Source organism: Desulfobulbus sp. (assembly GCF_030824455.1).
Classification (GTDB): Bacteria; Desulfobacterota; Desulfobulbia; order Desulfobulbales; family Desulfobulbaceae; genus Desulfobulbus.
Genome location: NZ_JAVBXR010000005.1, coordinates 19,376 through 38,247 on the forward strand (window position 1 = coordinate 19,376; position 18,872 = coordinate 38,247).

At 51.1% G+C, this 18,872-nt stretch carries 22 protein-coding genes; 21 read left to right on the forward strand and 1 reads right to left on the reverse strand.

The features are described from left to right. Positions 1-65: 65 nt before the first annotated feature. The 21 genes from RCH93_RS00445 to RCH93_RS00545 all read left to right on the forward strand — a co-directional run bounded on the left by RCH93_RS00445 (position 66) and on the right by RCH93_RS00545 (position 18,193). Positions 66-932, forward strand: coding sequence for a hypothetical protein (locus RCH93_RS00445; protein WP_306546015.1), 867 nt, complete (start codon positions 66-68; stop codon positions 930-932). A 40-nt stretch (positions 933-972) separates the two neighbouring features. Beyond that, the gene (locus RCH93_RS00450) at positions 973-1,359 is read left to right on the forward strand and encodes a TIR domain-containing protein (protein ID WP_373693236.1); all 387 of its coding nucleotides are present in this window, start codon (positions 973-975) and stop codon (positions 1,357-1,359) included. Between the two features lie 19 nt (positions 1,360-1,378). Further along, entirely contained in the window at positions 1,379-2,353 is a 975-nt protein-coding gene (locus RCH93_RS00455; RefSeq protein WP_306546019.1) for a caspase family protein, read from the forward strand. Between the two features lie 350 nt (positions 2,354-2,703). Next, positions 2,704-4,896: a Piwi domain-containing protein gene (locus RCH93_RS00460; RefSeq protein WP_306546021.1), complete on the forward strand. Its 2,193-nt coding sequence runs from the start codon at positions 2,704-2,706 to the stop codon at positions 4,894-4,896. After that, a complete protein-coding gene (locus RCH93_RS00465) occupies positions 4,884-6,056 on the forward strand; it encodes a hypothetical protein (RefSeq protein WP_306546024.1) in 1,173 nt (390 codons plus the stop codon). Before RCH93_RS00460 ends, RCH93_RS00465 begins: the two co-directional genes overlap by 13 nt. A 357-nt stretch (positions 6,057-6,413) precedes the next feature. After that, complete coding sequence (locus RCH93_RS00470) at positions 6,414-6,686, forward strand: DUF4242 domain-containing protein (protein WP_306546026.1); 273 nt, start codon at positions 6,414-6,416, stop codon at positions 6,684-6,686. 392 nt (positions 6,687-7,078) lie between these two features. After that, entirely contained in the window at positions 7,079-7,387 is a 309-nt protein-coding gene (locus RCH93_RS00475; RefSeq protein WP_306546028.1) for a DUF2007 domain-containing protein, read from the forward strand. Positions 7,388-7,660: 273 nt separating this feature from the next. Then, positions 7,661-8,122: a MucR family transcriptional regulator gene (locus RCH93_RS00480; RefSeq protein ID WP_306546030.1), complete on the forward strand. Its 462-nt coding sequence runs from the start codon at positions 7,661-7,663 to the stop codon at positions 8,120-8,122. Positions 8,123-8,138: 16 nt separating this feature from the next. Further along, positions 8,139-8,429: an integration host factor subunit alpha gene (locus RCH93_RS00485; protein ID WP_306546032.1), complete on the forward strand. Its 291-nt coding sequence runs from the start codon at positions 8,139-8,141 to the stop codon at positions 8,427-8,429. A 490-nt stretch (positions 8,430-8,919) separates the two neighbouring features. Further along, positions 8,920-9,297 (forward strand): hypothetical protein, encoded by a 378-nt coding sequence (locus tag RCH93_RS00490; protein WP_306546034.1) that lies wholly within the window; start codon positions 8,920-8,922, stop codon positions 9,295-9,297. A gap of 169 nt (positions 9,298-9,466) precedes the next feature. Further along, the gene (locus tag RCH93_RS00495; RefSeq protein ID WP_306546036.1) at positions 9,467-10,036 is read left to right on the forward strand and encodes a recombinase family protein; all 570 of its coding nucleotides are present in this window, start codon (positions 9,467-9,469) and stop codon (positions 10,034-10,036) included. Between the two features lie 248 nt (positions 10,037-10,284). Then, positions 10,285-10,944: a Rad52/Rad22 family DNA repair protein gene (locus RCH93_RS00500; protein ID WP_306546038.1), complete on the forward strand. Its 660-nt coding sequence runs from the start codon at positions 10,285-10,287 to the stop codon at positions 10,942-10,944. 97 nt (positions 10,945-11,041) lie between these two features. Further along, a complete protein-coding gene (locus RCH93_RS00505) occupies positions 11,042-12,013 on the forward strand; it encodes a hypothetical protein (protein WP_306546040.1) in 972 nt (323 codons plus the stop codon). A gap of 105 nt (positions 12,014-12,118) precedes the next feature. Continuing rightward, entirely contained in the window at positions 12,119-12,520 is a 402-nt protein-coding gene (locus RCH93_RS00510; RefSeq protein WP_306546042.1) for a hypothetical protein, read from the forward strand. Between the two features lie 63 nt (positions 12,521-12,583). Next, positions 12,584-12,736: a hypothetical protein gene (locus tag RCH93_RS00515; RefSeq protein ID WP_306546044.1), complete on the forward strand. Its 153-nt coding sequence runs from the start codon at positions 12,584-12,586 to the stop codon at positions 12,734-12,736. A gap of 21 nt (positions 12,737-12,757) precedes the next feature. Further along, positions 12,758-13,801, forward strand: a complete 1,044-nt coding sequence (locus tag RCH93_RS00520; RefSeq protein ID WP_306546046.1) for a DUF6094 domain-containing protein — start codon at positions 12,758-12,760, stop codon at positions 13,799-13,801. 69 nt (positions 13,802-13,870) lie between these two features. Further along, positions 13,871-14,437 (forward strand): hypothetical protein, encoded by a 567-nt coding sequence (locus RCH93_RS00525; RefSeq protein ID WP_306546048.1) that lies wholly within the window; start codon positions 13,871-13,873, stop codon positions 14,435-14,437. 21 nt (positions 14,438-14,458) lie between these two features. Continuing rightward, positions 14,459-16,762 (forward strand): DEAD/DEAH box helicase, encoded by a 2,304-nt coding sequence (locus RCH93_RS00530; RefSeq protein WP_306546050.1) that lies wholly within the window; start codon positions 14,459-14,461, stop codon positions 16,760-16,762. Between the two features lie 182 nt (positions 16,763-16,944). Continuing rightward, positions 16,945-17,718, forward strand: a complete 774-nt coding sequence (locus tag RCH93_RS00535; RefSeq protein WP_306546052.1) for a DUF932 domain-containing protein — start codon at positions 16,945-16,947, stop codon at positions 17,716-17,718. A 75-nt stretch (positions 17,719-17,793) separates the two neighbouring features. Further along, complete coding sequence (locus RCH93_RS00540) at positions 17,794-17,985, forward strand: hypothetical protein (protein WP_306546054.1); 192 nt, start codon at positions 17,794-17,796, stop codon at positions 17,983-17,985. Positions 17,986-18,022: 37 nt separating this feature from the next. Then, entirely contained in the window at positions 18,023-18,193 is a 171-nt protein-coding gene (locus RCH93_RS00545; protein ID WP_306546056.1) for a hypothetical protein, read from the forward strand. Between the two features lie 166 nt (positions 18,194-18,359). On the opposite strand, the gene RCH93_RS00550 is transcribed toward RCH93_RS00545, so the two are convergent. Next, positions 18,360-18,665, reverse strand: a complete 306-nt coding sequence (locus RCH93_RS00550; RefSeq protein WP_306546058.1) for a ferredoxin — start codon at positions 18,663-18,665, stop codon at positions 18,360-18,362. Positions 18,666-18,872 lie beyond the last annotated feature (207 nt).

Here is an 18,872-nt window from a genome sequence, read left to right on the forward strand (position 1 = left end):
CCCTCGGGGTCGGCTTGCAGGAGCAGGCTTCAACATAACTCGCTGACAGATCCAATTAGGGGAATATGGAAGTGCACGAAAGAATCATTCGGCGCGATTACGGCCTGACTTGGAAATCCCGTCTTGACGAGGCGCGTGCTCGAGCCGCTGCCCCAGGCCCACGTTTAAGTCGTGAGCAGATCGCCAACCTGCAAAGCGAAGTTTCTTCTGTCGACATTTCGTCGCCAGAGAACATGGCCCTTCTGTGGTCGGGGAGAGATATCCTGACGGGAGTCTCCATAGATGAGGCTACTCCTGATGGTCCGAAATGGTGGGACAAACTTTCTTGCCGTGAGGCTGAAGTATTCCGGGAACTTGGAATCGCATGTCGCCTGGAAGATACGACTGGAGGAGAGTTCTTGATCAGCTTGCAACTGAATTACCCAGAGAACGATCTGCTATATATGGTTGCTCGAAACTTGTGGGATGTCCTTTCCAGTCGTTTCGCCAGCGCTGCGACTGGACGTATTGAAATCATCGCTGAAGGCGCGTTCAACGATAGTGTGTTTAGAACAGTCGAACTTGAGACACTTCTTTCTAATGAGAAAATAACAACCATAAATGGATTAGATCGAGATTATTTTCCATCTAACGTTGTTGATGCATATTCCCTTCTCCGACGCTGGGACGTCGAGCGCAGTTGGCGATATTCGGAGTTTATCGTCTCGGCTACCGACGCGACGCCTCATGAGCACGCAACGGCGCTTGATGACTTCCGAGAAATACAACTCTGGTACGAACAAGATTTCTTTGATCACCTCGGACCAAATCGCGAACTCCCAGTCTTGCCCAACGAGGTGATTGACGCCGTGGACCAGTGTAAAGTGGTTGGTGCTTGGAAGTACTCTTCAGAATGGCGGGAATTCATTCGACAGACGGAAGGCGAGCAGTAAAGCGCACCGTACTGCACTCGCAAGATCATTAACCACCGAAATGGAGATAAAAAAAGTGACTGATAATAAAGTGATTTTTGTAGCATTTGCTATCGAAGATGAGCGGCAGAGAGACTTTCTAAAAGGCCAATCACTGCATACAAACTCACCATTCGAGTACGTAGACATGTCCGTGAAGGATCCTTATGACTCCAATTGGAAAGATCGGGTTCGTACTCGTATCCGGCGGTCAGACGGCGTTATTGCACTTGTGAGCAAGAACTCGCTGAGTTCGAGCGGCCAGAAGTGGGAGATCCAGTGTGCGCGAGAAGAAAAGAAAAGGGTTATTGGAATATGGGTGTATAAAGACGACCGAACAAATCTTGTCGAAGTCAACACAGTAGTGTGGACTTGGGCGGCAATCGAAAAATTCATCGACAGCCTCTAGTCGATAGGAAGCAGACACTATGCGTATCGCATTGGTTGTAGGAATTAACTATTACCAGTATGGAAATCCTCTGTATGGGTGCGTTGATGACGCCCATGCTGTCAAGGCAGTCTTATCGCGCCACGATGGCGGAGGCGTTAACTTCGACTGCATGTTGCTCACTGGAACGGGGCCAAGTGATCGCGTAGATCGCAGCGATCTAAAGGATCATATTGAGAAGCTGTTCAAGACCGAATCTGAGATTGCTCTGTTTTATTTCGCTGGCCATGGCCATATTGAAGCGACCGGCGGGTATCTCCTTGCCACCGATTCAAGACGCGGCGACGATGGCGTTTCTTTGTCAGAAATTTTGACGTTGGCGAACAACTCAGCAGCCAAGAACAAGGTGATCGTCTTGGATAGCTGCCATTCAGGAATCGCTGGAAGTTCGCCAACAGAAGGGCAGCTAGCCACATTGGCAGAGGGGCTCACGGTTCTCGCTGCCTCAACTAAGGATCAGTATGCAACCGAGGAGAATGGAAGGGGTATATTTACCATCCTCTTCATTGATGCACTCAATGGTAGTGCGGCAAACCTTACCGGCGACATAACACCGGGTAGCGTCTACGCCCACATAGATCAATCGCTCGGGGCTTGGGAGCAGAGGCCCGTCTTCAAGACGAACGTGAAGCAGTTTGTTTCCTTAAGAAAAGTGTCGCCCCCAATCCCCATTCAGGATCTGCAAAGAATCACAGAGTTTTTTCCAGCACCAGGGTTTGAGTTTGCATTAGACCCCTCGTACGAGCCAGAAATGAAGGGGCGAGATGCAGGCATGCCTCCTCCTGATCCTGAAAGGACAAGAACATTCGCTATTCTGCAGAGGTACAACCGACTCAATTTGCTTGTACCTGTCGGTGCGCCTCACATGTGGAACGCTGCAATGGAGAGCAAGTCTTGCAGATTGACAGCGCTGGGTGAGCATTATCGGAGGCTTGTAGAGAAGAACCGTATTTAGCAGTCCCCCAACCACCTCCTCACACGGACCCGGCAAAAGGCGGGGGTCCGGTGAGACGGAACGTCGGGCATCGCGCCAAGCTTTTCTCCTTCGCTAATACCTGGGAATGGAATGACTACTGTCTTCCTGAGTTATTCAACCAAAGATCATCACTTTGCCGAGTTTTTACCATGCTGACAAATTTGATACATTGAACAGATTTATGCTAAGCTGTTTAAATAAGCATAACACCCAATCAACCTGACCGGAATGAAGCACGGCTTTTCAAGGGCAGTTATCGCGCCGGCCGGTTATTTTTATAGATAGACGCTCAGGGAAGCGCGAGCATTGACCAAAAAAAGGATCGAGTTTTGTCAATCTTCTTGAACGCATTTCCGCTTAAAATCCCCGATGTGGAGCTTAAAGCTCTCCAAAACCCCTATGAAAAGGAGACGCTGGATACTCTTCGCGCACAATACGGATCAACGCATTCCTTTCGTCGTCAGGGCGACAACATCCTGATCTTTTCGGGGGATGGCACGTTCCCCATATCCGGCACGCCGCAGACAATCTCGTTCAAGGATAATTTTGGCATCTTTTGCTCACTGGTGAAGGACGGTCTGACGAGGCATCTCTCCGGACTGGGCCGCAATCCCTCCGGCTTCACGTCCATCCAACTGGTGAGCGCAAAACCGGAAGATAATCTTCTGGTTCCGATTCTCGGCGATGCTTACCCGTTTAAGGTCTGTGCCAAATACACAATCGACACGCGCACCGTTCAAGGCCATCCGTGCCTCGTCATTGATTGCACAACGCGCCGGGTGCTCAAAGAGAACGGCCTACACTTTCTGAGCGCTGGATTCGATCTCATGGGCCGCTACGTTGTCACTGAGCAGGACGACGGATACCGCAAATTCCTGGGATCAGTGAGCGCATGTAACGACGAAACGCTCAATGTCACGCGACCTGACGGGCAGATCGTGCAGGTCGACGCGAAAGACGTGTACCTTGAAGCCAACCGGGCAAACTTCGACGATTACATCCTGCATACGCATGGCGGGAAAAAAGACGCTATCGTCGAGCGCATCCGACAAGCTGTCTCCACATTCAATGGCGGCGAGAACAAGAAGGCCCGCATCGACATGCTTAAGAATTACATTCAGTCGAGGACCATTGCGCTGATCAACGGAACGCGCATTGAGATCGAGGACTCACCGGACATTCAGTGCGAGTGCGGGCAGATGCAAAAGCCGGTGTTCGTCTTCAACGACAACGGCGAGGCCGATTGGGCTGAGAAGGGCCTCACGAAGTACGGCCCCTATACGAAACGCACCTTCGATAGGAACGATCCGTCGATCTGCGTGATCTGCGCCCAGCATGACAAGGGGCGCGTCGAGCAGTTCGTCCGAAAGCTCTTGAAAGGCATTTCCAACAGCAAGTATTTCAGCAGCGGTCTTGAAGGAAAGTTCGCGCTCGGAACCAGCCGCGTTGAAGTATTCACGACCACCACCGACAGTTTGGACGCATACAAGAACGCCATCGAGGCCGCGATCCGAAAGAAAGCCGATGACGGCGGGTGTTGGGACCTGGCGCTCGTTCAGGTCCGGCAGTCCTTCAAGAAGCTCAAGGTCACGGAGAATCCTTACTATCTTGGCAAAAGCCTCTTCTTCCTGCATCAGGTGCCGGTACAGGATTTCACGATAGAGCTTCTGGGGCAATCCGATTACTCGCTCGGATACTCGCTTAACAATATGGCGCTGGCCTGCTACGCGAAGATGGGCGGAGTACCGTGGCTTCTCAAATCCTCTCCGACCCTTTCCCATGAACTTGTGATCGGGATCGGCAGCGCGAATATCGGACAGGAACGCGGTGCTGACAATCAACGGATCATGGGCATCACCACCGTTTTCTCCGGGGATGGCAGCTATATCGTCTCGAATACTTCGAAGGCGGTTGTGCTGGAAGCCTACTGCGAGGCTTTGACTTCGGTTCTCGGTGAAACCATCCAGAAAATTCAGAAGCGGATGAACTGGCAGAAAGGCGACACGATCCGCCTGATCTTCCACGCGCAGGTCAAGAAGTTCAACAAGGAAGAGATTGCAGCCGTCCGGGCCGTCATAGATAAGTACCGCGAGTATCAGATTGAGTATGCGTTCCTGAAGATCTCGGAAGATCACGGCCTGCATATGTTCGACTCCGCGACGGCCGGCGCGCAGAAGGGAAAGCTCGCGCCGCAGCGAGGAAAGACGTTCAAGTTCTCCAAACATGAAATGCTCGTCTATCTTATCGGCCAGCGAGAGTTGCGTAACGACACGGACGGTCACCCGCGCGGCCTAATTCTCGATGTTCATAAGGATTCGACGTTCAAGGACATCAAATATCTGAGCGCGCAGCTTCATAACTTCGCCTCGCATTCCTGGCGCAGTTACTTCCCCAATCCTCTTCCTGTGACGATCAGCTATTCCGACCTGATCGCGCGGAATCTCGGTTGGCTGAACCAGCTTCCGGGCTGGAACGACTCTGTGATGATCGGAAAGATCGGGCAGTCCCAATGGTTCCTGTAGAGAAAGAGAACGCCTACCAACTGCGCGAACACCTTCACAACAAGGTGATCGAAGGCGCGAACGCCGACCCTTTCAAGTCTTGCTTTCTGCATTTCCTGGGATTGTCGATGAGCGGCGTCCCGTCATTCGACTTTGCGGCGCTATCCTTGTATCAGCGATGCGCGATTGCGGGCCTCGGTGTTCTGGATGAAATCGTTTCAAGCCAGGATGTTTCACGCCTGCTCGGGCAAGCCGCCAAGATCGACTCCACGCCGCTCCCGTGGGTCTCCGATATATTCGGGGTTATGGCCGTGAAATGGCTCGCTGAAAAAATGACCGAAGCGCGCATCGCCCGCGAGTTCGAGAACTGGATATCAGGTTTCCTTGCGCAGCAGGTGAGCGGCGACCATCTCAATCTCTTCGAGAAGGATATCGCGGCGTATGTCCGCAGCGGCGAATCCGCTATTTATGCGAGCGCGTGCGTGCCGCTCTTCCTTCATTACCTGCAGATACGGCAGACTGACGATCATCAAATGCGCCTTTCCCTAATCGGCCGTTTCATGGGCGAGTTCCAGTCTCAGACGCAAAGAGATGTTTCGACAGCGCTCCTGAGCCTGATGGTCTACGTCTTCGATCAGGTCAATCAGGATATGGCCGTGGTGCCGCCCAAAGGCTGGAGCCTCGACGATCTTCTGGGATTCCTTGAGCATATCCCCGTCGGCCTCAAGCGGTGGACATGGGAGGACGCTGGTCGCACGAGAGGCGCGAAACCCGTCAAGTGGCCCGTGGAGAACGAATACCATGTTCAGAACCTTCTCTATGTCCTGCTCGCCCCGATCTTCAACGACATCGCTGACGAAGTGAATCTCCAGCCCGTAGGGCAGAAAAATCCACGAATTGATCTCTACCTGCCCTCGCTGCATACGATCATCGAGGTCAAGTACCGCAAAGATGTGAAGAAGTCCTTCCCCGCACTCATTGGCGAGATAGCCGAAGATGCGTCTCTTTATCGTGCCGACGCGAAATACAAGGATGCGCTGATCGTCAACTTCCTGTGGGACTGCACGCGTGGGACACAGGAACACGCGAAATTTAAGGAAGGCGTCCTGAAGATCGACGGGATCAACGGCTGTGTCGTGGTCAGTGCGCCCTCAACAATGGATTGCCGGCCACAGGGTTAGATTAAGGAATGCAAACTGAACCGGACCTGCACTTAATTGGAGCAAAGTGTTTGCGAAATGAAAAACATCGTGAGAGGGGCGTCTAACAAGGCGCTGCTGTCGGGCGAATTTTACGCTACGCTCCAAATTTGCCGCAGAACACGGCGTTATGAATAAACATATCTCTGAAAAATTTTGACTCAAGTTCATCTTGTTTTACCCGCGTAACTCAACACAGCGAGTGTTGGTGATTTTCGAAGAAAAAACACAACTCAAGGAACTAATCCGTGTCCTAGGCAAGACAGATAGTGGCTTAGTGATGTGTTTCGCATTATATTTTTAGTACCAACTTATTCTTTCAAGTAAAGGGGGACGGCCATGCCAAAATACGTTATCGAACGAGAAATTCCAGGAGCCGGAAAGCTTTCACCATCGGAATTGAAGGCTATTTCTCAAAAATCATGCGGAGTGCTCAATGCAATGGGGCCGCAGATCCAGTGGGTGCAAAGCTATGTCACTGAAAATAAAATCTATTGTGTATACATAGCACCAAGTGAAGAGGCCGTTCGAGAGCATGCTCAGAAGGGGGGGTTTCCAGCCAATAGCATTTCAGAAATCAAATCGGTTATTGATCCGACTAGCGCAGAATAATCCCAAGTCCTTCTGGCCGGTAGCTTTGCCCATATTGCGGTAATTCTTTTGGGTCATTCTCGACTGCTTCCGCAGACAATGACGGCTATCACCGTGACCATCATGATCGAGTGAGCTAAAAGCGCGCATATGGGCAATTCTCATGATTATCGTGTGGTAGTCGTCGTTTTCAACAATGCATGCATCGTCAAGGTTGGTAAGTAGAAACAAATTACCGTTATTCAGCATTATTCAGCGGCCGGTTTGCTACCCTTTAAAAAGGATAGGTACGGGATTGGATTGCCCGTGTCCTAAGTGGGGATGGCCTGCAGGTTATTGAAACCCTCAAAGTTACGATATCTCCTGTAAATCATGACTATTCCTGTTAATCCTAGCTTTCTATTAACGAGATAATGAAAACTGTTTACAGTGCCGCCAACATATCGATTGTAAGCATTTTTCAGAACATTCTGGAAGGGTATGGGATTCACTGCTGGGTCAAAAACGAATTTCTCCATTCAGTAATCGGTGAGATACCTCCGATTGAATGCTGGCCACAGTTATGCGTTGACGATGATGATTATGAAGAAGCGAAACGCATTGTAGATGAAGCGCTTTCTGAAAAAAATCTGCCTGTTTGGAAATGTGCCTCATGCAATGAAGTCATCGAGGGACAATTCTCAGAATGCTGGAATTGTGGAAATAGCCGGTCTTTGCAATGATGGATTACACCAAAATAAAGTGCCCAAAATGTGAACAGCGGTTGCGATTACCAAAAAATATTGGTGGGATGGTCATGGTATGTCCGACGTGTGGAAACAAATTTCATTCTGACTTTAAATTGGGTGGCATCAGAAGGAGTACACGTGCTATTATGTTAAGGACTATCTTTGAATGGCCATACGCAACCTTAAAACGCATTGCTGGATTACTGACTGCAAGAAAACGGCAATGAGTAATTCTATTTAGTTTAATTAATACAAACGAGGAATTTAATGGGTAAATCACTTGTAGAGATGACCGCTGAAATCATTCAGTCTCAAATCAGTAGCAAGCAGATGAGCACTGAAGAGGTCAAAGCAGCACTCAACGAAACCTTTCAGGCCCTGAAAGCACTTCAGGACTCCGAAGCATGCGGAACCGATGTTATTGAGGCTGATACCACGGCCGGTTCTCCTGCGATTGACCCCAAGAAATCCATCCAGAAAAACAAGATCGTCTGCCTAGAATGCGGCCAAGAGTTCAAGATGCTGTCTCCGAAGCATCTGAAGTCTCATGGGCTTGATTCAAAAGTATATCGCAAGAAATACGGCTTTTCCGCCAGGCAACCGCTTTGCGCAAAAGCCCTTTCCGAGAAACGGTCTGCATCAGGAAAGGAACGCGGCATTCCGGCCAATCTCCAAAAAGCCATAATCGCCCGAACCAAGAAAAAACCCATTGCGGACGAGTCGAAATAACGAGATTTTCGCTGAAATGAACAAGAAGAATGTCACGCGCAAAGAATTAGCACTCTCGGTCACTGCAAAGTTGAGTGTATCTCATCGGAATGCAGCGGAAATCGTCGATACCGTTTTTGCGACCTTGAAAAGCACCCTGGTCAATGGAGAATCAATCAAACTTGTCCAATTTGGCACCCTGAATGTCCGTGATAAAACCCCTCGCCGGGGCCGTAATCCGAAAACCGGCGAGTCTATGACCATTGCAAAACGACAGATGATCACTTTTCGTCCCAGCAGACAATTGCGCGAAAGGTTGAATGCCTGAAATTTATTCGACAGTCCGCTTCGGGCGAGATCTTTTTGTCAAAACGCCTGCCTCTCAAATGAGTTGTGCGGATGAAAGAGGAAACGACTTGCAGCATGGTCCCCGTTAATCCGAAATTATCCCTTGAGAATCTCCTCCTGCCCACACCTAAATTTTTCAATATCCCATATCCTGATTTGTCGGAATGAACTTTGCGACTGAGAACGTCGTAGCTGTATAGTGTATCAGGTAAGCTGTAAAAGATGCCGCTATAGACGCAAACAAGCGTCTATAGCGGCATTGTATTTTGCATTTTATCTTACTGCATTCTAGCTGCAATTCAAATATATATTACAGTAATGATGCGTCATCTAAATAGATGCACAACAGTGCATTCTGCATAATATAATACTATAAAATGAATTTAATTTTTTAAATCATGGAGGTCTCGATAAAGATGATGATAACTAATTAGTCTTTTATGTTTATACCTTTCAAACAAGGAACGACTATGGCAACAAAAAAACAGAAGATTCACGCGATCATTCATACCGCAACACTAACTGCAGGAGGTGTTGGATCAGGTTTAGCACAAATACCCGGGGCAGACATGCCTATCCTCATGGCTTTGCAAACAGCCATGATTGTCGCTATTGGGGCTGAGTATGATTGCGCCATCACAAAATCTAACGCCAAAAGTATTTTACTTACATTCCCCGCTGGTTATGGAGGCCGAGCACTCTCGCAATATTTGACCGGTTGGATTCCTGGATTCAGCAACGCCATTAATGCAAGCACCGCCATGGTTATTACTGAAACTATCGGCTGGGCCGCTAGCGCCTATTTTGCAAGTGACAATATCGACAGCTCATCTGATTCACCTTCTTAACCAGCACCCATCCCCTTGTTCATAAACGACCGTTTCTGAACACCTTCCAAATCGATTCATTTTTCCGTTCAAAAATTAGCCGCCAGCCTTTTGAACATGTCCATAACTCTCCATGACGTTATTGAACATGGAAAGGGCTCCCTACGTCTAAAATTCAGCGAGGAACAGTATGGCAATCTTTGCTTACGGTCGGGTCAGCACCAAAGACCAGTCGAGCGAAAATCAACGCCTGGATATCGAAAATGCCGGGATAAAAGTTGATTTCTGGTTCACCGACGAGGGCGTTAGCGGCAAGACCCAGGCATCACAACGCCCTCAGTTTAAAGCGTTGCTCAACCAAATCCGTAATGGCGAAACACTCGTGGTCGCAAAACTTGATCGTCTAGGTCGCGATGCCCAAGATGTGGGAGCCACAATTAAAGCTCTCGCTAAACGCAAAATAGAAGTCATCGTTTTGCAACTTGGCAAGCTGGATCTCACTTCATCGGCCGGAAAGCTGATGCTGAACATGTTGGCTGCCGTTGCCGAAATGGAGCGGGATCTGCTGGTCGAGCGTACCCAGTCAGGACTTTCCAGAGCAAAATGCGCAGGTAAGATTCTTGGCCGGCCAACCAAGACGACCGACAAACAGCGCGCAGAGATTAAAAACATGCGTAAGGATGGCGTATCGGTAAGCGCACTCTCCCGGACCTTTGGCATATCACGAGCCAGCATCATGCGGGTAACGGGTGAACTGTGATGTAATACTGGAATATGAGGAGGCTGATACTCTACCCGGCTTGGTCCTTACAAGAGTTCATTCGGTTAATTGAACACCGCCTGGCTGGGCCCCCCTGAACACAATTTCCTCTCATGCCGCCATGCCTCTTTTACAGATGTATGGCGGTTTTCTTTTTCCATCTCACCAACACAGGAAAGCAACAGCATGGCTCCCATCGGTGCCATGCTGTTGTACTCCCCCCAATAATCTACAGGAGGCACATCACCATGGCGCCATTGCAGGAACAGATCCGCTCGATCAACGAACGTTTGCGGTCATTTGGTATCGAGTCGATCCAGGAAATCAAGATGACCGACCGGGAAGGCAAACAGATCGGTCAAATCAAATACGGCTATCGGCCGCAGTACGTCTTTGACAGCGTTAACGAGGTCCTCGGACCAGAGAATTGGCGGTATGAGTTAACCAAGGTAGAGGTTATAGACACCCAAGCGGTTGCTGAAATTCGGCTCTACCTCAAGATTGACAACGATTGGCTCTGCAAAGGATCACACAAGGGTCAGATGCAGATCGTCAAAGGCAATGTCGGTGACGCTCAAAAAGGAGCGATTACCGATGCGCTCCAGAAATGCATGTCGCTGTTGTCCATCGGAAGCGATTCCTATAGGGGTCTTTTGAAAAACGTCTACCTGCAGGGAAATCAACCACCCGCAATCCAACCAGCCAAAAGAAACAGCCAACCAGTGGAGCTGTCAACCAGCCAAGATCATTCACCATCTCTGCCCAAGATAGCCGGCGTCACCTTTGAGAATCGCCAAGGAGTCATTGTGGCCATCGGCGAGCATTTGTTCGACAAAAAAGAACTGCTCAAGGCTGCCGGCTTTCAATGGAACAAGACCGACAAGAGTTGGTTGAAAAAAGCAGCATAACCAAACCTCACCCCACCCTATCTAACCCTGAGGGAGTGCGCCATTCCCTCAGCGGGAATCCGTGCACCCTCCCATCTTTTCCCCTGGAGGAAACACCATGTCAGATCAACTGATGATCACCCTGCAGACTGCCCTTCAGCAACTTGCCGCTCAGCATACCACGGAAACGCTCGGCAACCGATCCAGCTATCTTGGGGCCTCAGATATCGCCAGCTGTCCACGTAAAACCATTCTCAATAAACTCAACACACCGGAATCCGATCTTGTCACACTCTTGCGCTTTCGTCGGGGGCACATGGCTGAGGAGATCGTCGCCGCCGCCTTCGCGAGCGCCGGTTTCACCAACTTCCAACGGCAGGTTGAAGTCCGGCATACCGGCGCTGTCCCGGTCATGGCGCATCTTGACTTTGTTTTCATTTCTGAAGCCCGGAAAACCATGGCAGTGCTGGAGGTCAAATCACCGGAGAACATCCCGGAGCATCCCTATGGTGCATGGGAAACGCAACTCTATCTACAGATGGGACTGTTGGCCGACAGCTATCCGGACTACACCGTGGAGAAAGGGGCCATCCTGGCGGTCAACTTCGGCAACCAGGGAATGCAACTCTTTGGCGGCTACTCGCCACAGACCATGATCTATCAAGGTCTAATGGACCGGGCCACAACCATCTGGAACCAGTATCAACAATACAGCGACGGTGGCTTGAGCACGCCGACCATGGAAATCGGCCCACTATGCGGATACTGCCCCTTTCTCGCTGACTGTCCGAAATTCGAAGCGGAAGAGGTCCAGGAACTCACTGAGAGTGTCGAGATCCTCACCGAACTACAACACCAACAACGGGACCTGGAAACCGAGATCAGCATGCGCAAGAGCGATCTGCTGGCTATCGTTGCCCAACGTGGTCCGCTCAAAGCTCATGGCCAATTGTTGCGCAAAGCTGTTCGGTCCCGAAAGGTGCTGGATACGAATCGACTAGGCCAGTTTCTCGAGGGCTATGGTCAGTCGTTGGCTGATTTCCAGAAGAGCAGTTCTTATTCCTTCTTGGAAATCAAAAAGGCAGCCTAAGCAGTAGCCTTCACTCTCCCCCCCATTTTCCATCTAAGCCTGAATCCTGCACCTAGGGGTTCGGGCTTTTTTTATTCATTCTATCACCTCCAGCAGGAGAATCTTATGCCAAACAATCACATCGAAAAAAGACAAGAGGACGCACCGGAACGAGCCCGACTTGACCATGACACCGCGATCACTCCTTTTCCCTGGACCGTAGAATCTCATCCAGATACCGAAGGGGGCTTCATCATTCATGAAGCCCGCCATGAACAACAAATTTGGTGCGACCGAGGATATGACCTGTCTGAGGAGGAAGGGAACCGGCGCAGTTTGATTGTCGCTCGGCACAACGTCGGCAATATCCGCCTGATTCAGGCCGCACCCGAGTTGTTTGCAGCTTTGCGGGATATGGTCTCCTCACCCATTGAAGCCAGAGACTCAGCAGTCAGGGTTCTGGAAAGCATCAGCCCGTACTGGTGGGACCTGAAAATTACCCGCAACCCCAAAGAGGTGCACCTATGACACAACGAACCGAAAATGCTCGCCAGGCACTTGGTCAAATACTTCCGGATGCAAGAGTGCCCCTTGGATGCGCAGGAGACCGGAAATATCGATCTACTGACCGACTTGATGCACTTGGCCCGAACCGAGGGCATGAATGGTTTCATGCTCGCGCAAACGGCGATGATGCATTTCTTGGTCGAAGCTAAACAGGAACGCTCAAGTCGAAACAATTAAAATGAGGAAAGGAGAACATCCATGGCACGACTGAGTTCACAGGCCAAGGCAGGCTACTATCCGACACCGGAGAGTGTCTGCGGTCAACTCAAACAACTGCTCAACATTGAAGATGGGGCAAGGATCCTTGATCCCTGCTGCGGGGCCGGTATCGCCCTTGCCGCGCTGGTAGAAGGGACAGCTGCCACCACCTACGGTATCGAACTCGATCATGAACGAGCCACCGAGGCCAGAATAAAAATAGCAAACCTGCTCTGGGGCGACGCTCTGGTGGAGATGCGACTTTCTGCTTGTTGTTTCGGTCTGCTCTACCTCAACCCCCCCTACGATTACAGCCTGGCTCCGGACAGTACGTCGGAACGGATGGAGGCACTGTTTCTTAAACGTTTTCACGAGACCCTGCAGAAGGATGGCTGGCTGGTGCTGGTCATCCCCTATACGGTACTGGCCCACTGTGCATCTATCCTGGCCCGTCATTTTGGGAACCTTCAGGTCTTTGCCTTTCCGGAAGATGAATTTCAGAGCTTCCACCAATGTCTGGTTCTGGGGCAGAAACGTGCCCTGGTTGCCAAGGCCCAGGCCGGCAAGGTTGAACAGGAACTGATCGTTATCGCCGGCATGGATCCCGACATCTTTTTGCAAACAGCTCCTCAGTTGGCAAGCTGTACCGAAAGACTGACCATTCCCGGGCCGAGACAGCCGACCTGTACCTTCAAATGCAACCGGATCGATCCCTTGGAGGCGATTCCCCTGGTCCGTAAGAGCGGATTGTTGGAGGAACTCCTGACGCATGACCTGGCACCCGGACAGCGCAACACCATCCGACCCCTGGCCCCATTGAAAAACGGCCACCTGGCTCTGATGTTGGCCGGTGGCTACATGAACGGCGAGATCGAAATGAACGGCCGTCAACTGGTCATCAAGGGGGTGGTCCATAAAACGGAGCAGGTGCACAGCGTTGCGGAAAACAACAAAGGCGAAACCACGGTCACCACCAGGGACCGCTATCATCCCACGGTCAAAGCCATTGACATGGCCAGGGCCGAGATGCTGATCGTCCAATAACCACACCTACCCACACCGGGGAGTCTTCCCCGCATGGGACAGTCTCCCCTTTTTTAAGGAGAGACCCCCATGACCGATTATCTCACGGTTCGCAGCAACGGTTTTGTCACCTATTGCGATGGACTCATTGCCCGGATCACCTCACATCAGGCACAGGCATTTCTCTTCAGTCTGGTCGGCAGTCCTTCTCATATTCAGGCCACCTCAGCCCATTTCTACAACGGCGGTTATTGCCGGGTTTCCGGCTGGGAGAATACCGCCTTTGAACTGAGCCGCTGGACCGGAACCATCCGCTCCATCCGGGCCAAGAAGATCGGCGATATCGTCAACAAGGTGATGATCAGCGCCGATCACTTTGCCAGGAAAGCACAACTCACCGACACAACCCTGTCAGCGGTCGTCTTTGGTCCGGATATGGACACGGTCAAGAACCAGGCCTTTTTGCGGCTGGATAACAGCACCACCATCCCCCTGAAACCCGAATGGCAGCAATGGTTGTGGGATGAAGTCCTGCATCCGGAGAAACTGTTTTCATTCGGCAACCGGCAACTGCAGGAGGCCTGGGCGATCAACTGGCAGGACGATAGCCTGGAAGAACAGGTCCTGGCAGGAATCAGACAGCACTATCTCAATTAACCCCCCCACAAGGAGGAGACGATGGAAATAGCCTTGAGCGCATTTCTCGATCAATGGGGCGAGGTCCTCAAGTCCCAGGTCGTCAACACCATGCACCCGGTGTATCAACCCAAAGCAGAGGATCACTGGGACCAACAGGCAAGAGAGAGGCTCGTTCAGCTCAAACGACCGGCCTTTGAGGCGCAGATCCGCTGCGGTATCCTGCCGCTCGCCCGAGCCCTCTACAAGGAAGATCAGCGAGGAGCCTTTCTGGTGGGCGAGATGGGCGCCGGCAAAACGATCATGAGCCTGGCCATTGCCGCACTCAACCCCAAGCCGGCCAAACGCATCCTGATCCAGTGCCCTGGTCATCTGGTCCGCAAATGGATCAGGGAGACGGAAAAGACCCTGCCCGCCTGTATCTGTTTCAGCCTCAACGGTCGCGATATGGAACTGTTGCTGACTCATAAGCTCAAGTCCGCAAAACCTGTAGGGACCGAGGTCTGGGTGATGGGCAAGGAGCGGGCCAAACTGCACTATCAACGAAAGCGAGCCACCACGATTCGTCAGGGCGCGGAATGCTGCCCCGACTGTGGCGGACCGGTTCTCACCAAGGAAACAGACCAGACCCCGGTCTGCACACACTGCCAAGCCAACATGTGGTCGGCGGATAATAGCCGGAACCGGCGTTTTGCCAAGGCTGAGTTCATCAAGCGGTATCTACCCAAAGGGTTTTTCGATCTGGTCATCCTCGACGAGGTGCATGAACTCAAAGGTGGCGGTACAGCCCAAGGTCAGGCGATGTCCTGCCTGATTGCCCGTTCCCGTAAGGTGCTGGCCCTCACTGGATCCCTTATGGGCGGGTATGCGAAAGATCTGTTTTATTTACTCTGGCGGATGTTTCCCCGGCAGATGGTGCAGGCTGGTTTTGAATATGGTCGCACCCTGGGATTTGCCGAACGGTACGGCGTGGTTGAACGGACCTATAAGGCTGATGAACTTGGCCCCAACTGGAATCAGGCCAGCATTGGCCGCAAGACGGGTAAGGCTCGGATCAAGGAAGCGCCGGGTATTTCTCCATTGCTTCTGCCGGATCTCCTTCTGGAACGGTCGACCTTTGTCCGCCTAGCCGATGTCAGCCAAGCTCTGCCGGAGTATGAGGAGATCATTGTATCCACCCCGATGAACGAGGAGTTGCAACTTCACTACAACAGCTTGTCAGCAACCTTGGTCGCTGCTACCAGAAAGGCCTTGGCCTGTGGTGATATGCGGCTCTTGGGCAAGATGCTGCAAAGCCTGCTTGCCTATCCCGACGGTTGCCGGTTTGCCGAACAGGTCTTTCTCGAACGCGGCGGTGTGGAGGAGTTGATTGCCTCAGCCCCTGCTCTGGAGGTCAACCTGTTACCCAAAGAAGAACGTTTGCTGGAGATCCTGGCAGCGGAACGTAAACAGGGCCGGAAAACAGCGATTTTTGTCGAACACACCGGCAGCCGGGATCTGCTCCCCACCCTGGTCGACAAGCTGAATAGCCATGGCTTTTCGCCCCTGGTGCTCCGAGGGCAGGCGGTCAAACCGGAAAACCGAGAAGAGTGGTTGAAGGAACAGTTGGAGACCGGGCAATATGACTGTCTGCTGTGCAATCCCAATCTAGTGAAGACCGGGTTGGACCTCCTCGACTTCCCAACCATCGTCTTTTTCCAGTGTGGGTATTCGGTGTTCACCCTCAGGCAGGCCAGCCGTCGTTCCTGGCGGATCGGCCAGAAGCTGCCGGTACGGGTCTTTTACCTGGCCTATGCCGCAACCATGCAGGATAAGGCACTGAGCCTCATGGCCCAGAAGATGGAAACCTCGCTCGCTGTTGAAGGCGAACTTTCCAGCCAAGGGTTGGCAGCCCTGTCCGAATCGGAAAACAGCATGATGTACGAGTTGGCCAAGGCCCTGACCGGTCAACAGACCGTGGTTGATGTCAACACGGCCTGGAGTCGGTATCGACAACAAGAACTGGCCTCGGTGCTCGATCTCGATGCAGTTGTCCAGGAAATCATCACCGAAGAGCAAACCACTGTAACCACCACAACCACCATCTCCTCACCTGACGGCCAGACCACACATGTCAAGCATGAACTGATCATTCGGGGGCGGGTTTATGTCCGTGGCCAGAGCGCTGTCGCCTATGTAGCCGGCAATAAGTTCAGGCTGCAATCGGGGGACGTCTACTGGAACGACCGTCGGATCGGCAGCTATGACCGGCAAGGTCATGGTGAGATCAACAACAAACCAATCCGCATCTACCGGCCCGCACATCTCAACCATTTTGTCCTGGCCGAGATCCGGCAGGCGGCTTGAAGATGAAAAATAATTTCTGACGGGGCAAGGCGGTGCTATTCCAATCCAGACATGAAGACTGGGCGGTTTAAAGCAGGCCGTTAAACCCCTAACAACATCATTATGATTTCGCGAAGCCTTTCCCGCCGTCTTGGCAGGAGAGGCTTTTGTAATTCACCCCCACAAAATAAGGAGGCATTACCATGTCCCAATCAACTTTGATCGGCAACAATAGAGTAACCGAGGCAGAAGTCATTCAGGTCCCGGCAGTTCCTTTCACCAACTCCTTCCATCCCGTGCATCACCGGCAGGTCCTTGACGCAATTCGTTCTGGTGTGGTGGCCACCGGATTAGAAATCATCAAAACCGAATATGTGTTGGCCAATAACGGCAATCGGATGTTTGGCATCTGGGATTTAAGCGGTGGCAGCGATGAATTGTGCTGGTCCATCGGCATTCGCAATTCCATGGACAAATCCATGGCTCTTGGCATCACAGCTGGCACCCGTGTTTTTGTCTGCGAGAATCTCGCCTTCAGTGGGGAGTTTGTTGAATTCAGGCGGCACACCAAAGGATTAATTTATGACGAACTGGAGTTCATGGCGTATCGGGCCATGAAGAAAATGGTGTCAAATCTGACCAAATTCCAGGCTTGGCATGAGGGTTTAAAGAACTTCTCCTTGACCGAGTGGGACGCCAAAATCTTGCTGGTGGAGATCATGACCAACAGCATCATCCCGCCCAGCAAGTTTGCCCGGTTCAGTGAGTTGTATTTCGGCGGTGTGTATGACCCGACCCTTTGGGGATTTCATGAAACCGTCACCGATGTGCTCCGCGACAGCAATTTGCTGACATTGCCCAAGAAGAACAGGATGCTGAACGGGATGCTGGACACCTATAGAGACGTTAGGGCTATCGACCCGCCATCTTCGTTGGCTGAGTTTTATGCGCAGAGACACCTGCTGTCGCGGCACTAAACATGGCCATCAAGAGCATCAAATCAGCCCGCCGGGTAATCACTTGGCGGGCTTTTCTTTTTCATGGAGAATGCAATGAACAGAGAACAGAAACAGCGGTATCAGGGACCAGAGGTGCTGAAGGAGATCCTCCATCGGGAACTCCACGGGAAGAAGTTCGTGTTGCAGTGTGGCCATCATATCACCTTCGGGGAGATGCTTGGCAATGATCTTACGGTGAGAAATGGCAAGGATTTAAGGGTGATTTGCGCTGTGTGCGGATATTAAAGCAGTTCTGAAATCTATACGTTGCGAGGAGGAATAAATGTTCAAGATTATAGGGGCTACAGTTGTTTATGGATTCGCAATCTACGGATTCCTTGTTTGGGCGAAGAAACACAATCAAGTGAATGAGACGCCTAAAGGTGAACAGCGTCGCGAGGAAAAACAAACCAATTTGGGAGGTGCGGAGGAGTCCTGTTTTCCGCGTCCATAAAATCGGATTTTTTAAAAGTATTGCAAAATTCCACACAAAAGCATGATTCGGAGAAGATCATGCTTTTTTTTGAAAAAAACAATAGAGTGGCGAGAATGGGAAAAATTGCATCAATCATCAAGCAGGCTGAAATGAATCTAACAACTCCTCACAATCGCGAAAGTTTTCAACTTCCAGCTTCTACAAATTTTTCAATGGTTGAAATGATTTCGTCCACGTCACCTGTCAACACTTCGGAAAACCATATTTTCTGTGGATAAATCATCACATTGGAACCATCTGCACAAAGCCCCATGCATCCTGAAGTGGAAACCCTCACCTTCCCTTTCCACCCTTTTTCTTGAACAGCGTCTTTGAGTTTAGCTTTAACCGTCAGGCTATCGCAGTCGGCACACGATTTTCTTGCACCACCACGATCATTAGTGCAAACGAATACATGGGCAATGTAAGGAGATTCATTCTTGCGAGCCATTATCTTTACCAATCAGAAAGACTGTTGAGATTAAAGGGTGCGCGCCAGAAATGGGTATTCCGGATCGGTAAACATAAACAGGAGATATCTTGAGTGCGGCCGGGCAAGGTCGTGTAGTCCAGCGGGTGTGAATCCCGCCCCAGAAGGTAGGCCAACCACTGGGTAGCGAGTCCTTGGAGGCTTTATGGTAACATAAAGTTTTAAGCG

Coding starts and splice junctions, on each gene's coding strand:
- RCH93_RS00445 (WP_306546015.1), top strand. CDS start 66: ATGGAAGTGCACGAAAGAATCATTCGGCGCGATTACGGCCTGACTTGG.
- RCH93_RS00465 (WP_306546024.1), top strand. CDS start 4,884: ATGGTTCCTGTAGAGAAAGAGAACGCCTACCAACTGCGCGAACACCTT.
- RCH93_RS00450 (WP_373693236.1), top strand. CDS start 973: ATGGAGATAAAAAAAGTGACTGATAATAAAGTGATTTTTGTAGCATTT.
- RCH93_RS00550 (WP_306546058.1), bottom strand. CDS start 18,665: ATGGCTCGCAAGAATGAATCTCCTTACATTGCCCATGTATTCGTTTGC.
- RCH93_RS00485 (WP_306546032.1), top strand. CDS start 8,139: ATGAACAAGAAGAATGTCACGCGCAAAGAATTAGCACTCTCGGTCACT.
- RCH93_RS00535 (WP_306546052.1), top strand. CDS start 16,945: ATGTCCCAATCAACTTTGATCGGCAACAATAGAGTAACCGAGGCAGAA.
- RCH93_RS00470 (WP_306546026.1), top strand. CDS start 6,414: ATGCCAAAATACGTTATCGAACGAGAAATTCCAGGAGCCGGAAAGCTT.
- RCH93_RS00490 (WP_306546034.1), top strand. CDS start 8,920: ATGGCAACAAAAAAACAGAAGATTCACGCGATCATTCATACCGCAACA.
- RCH93_RS00480 (WP_306546030.1), top strand. CDS start 7,661: ATGGGTAAATCACTTGTAGAGATGACCGCTGAAATCATTCAGTCTCAA.
- RCH93_RS00500 (WP_306546038.1), top strand. CDS start 10,285: ATGGCGCCATTGCAGGAACAGATCCGCTCGATCAACGAACGTTTGCGG.
- RCH93_RS00540 (WP_306546054.1), top strand. CDS start 17,794: ATGAACAGAGAACAGAAACAGCGGTATCAGGGACCAGAGGTGCTGAAG.
- RCH93_RS00530 (WP_306546050.1), top strand. CDS start 14,459: ATGGAAATAGCCTTGAGCGCATTTCTCGATCAATGGGGCGAGGTCCTC.
- RCH93_RS00525 (WP_306546048.1), top strand. CDS start 13,871: ATGACCGATTATCTCACGGTTCGCAGCAACGGTTTTGTCACCTATTGC.
- RCH93_RS00475 (WP_306546028.1), top strand. CDS start 7,079: ATGAAAACTGTTTACAGTGCCGCCAACATATCGATTGTAAGCATTTTT.
- RCH93_RS00455 (WP_306546019.1), top strand. CDS start 1,379: ATGCGTATCGCATTGGTTGTAGGAATTAACTATTACCAGTATGGAAAT.
- RCH93_RS00495 (WP_306546036.1), top strand. CDS start 9,467: ATGGCAATCTTTGCTTACGGTCGGGTCAGCACCAAAGACCAGTCGAGC.
- RCH93_RS00545 (WP_306546056.1), top strand. CDS start 18,023: ATGTTCAAGATTATAGGGGCTACAGTTGTTTATGGATTCGCAATCTAC.
- RCH93_RS00510 (WP_306546042.1), top strand. CDS start 12,119: ATGCCAAACAATCACATCGAAAAAAGACAAGAGGACGCACCGGAACGA.
- RCH93_RS00505 (WP_306546040.1), top strand. CDS start 11,042: ATGTCAGATCAACTGATGATCACCCTGCAGACTGCCCTTCAGCAACTT.
- RCH93_RS00520 (WP_306546046.1), top strand. CDS start 12,758: ATGGCACGACTGAGTTCACAGGCCAAGGCAGGCTACTATCCGACACCG.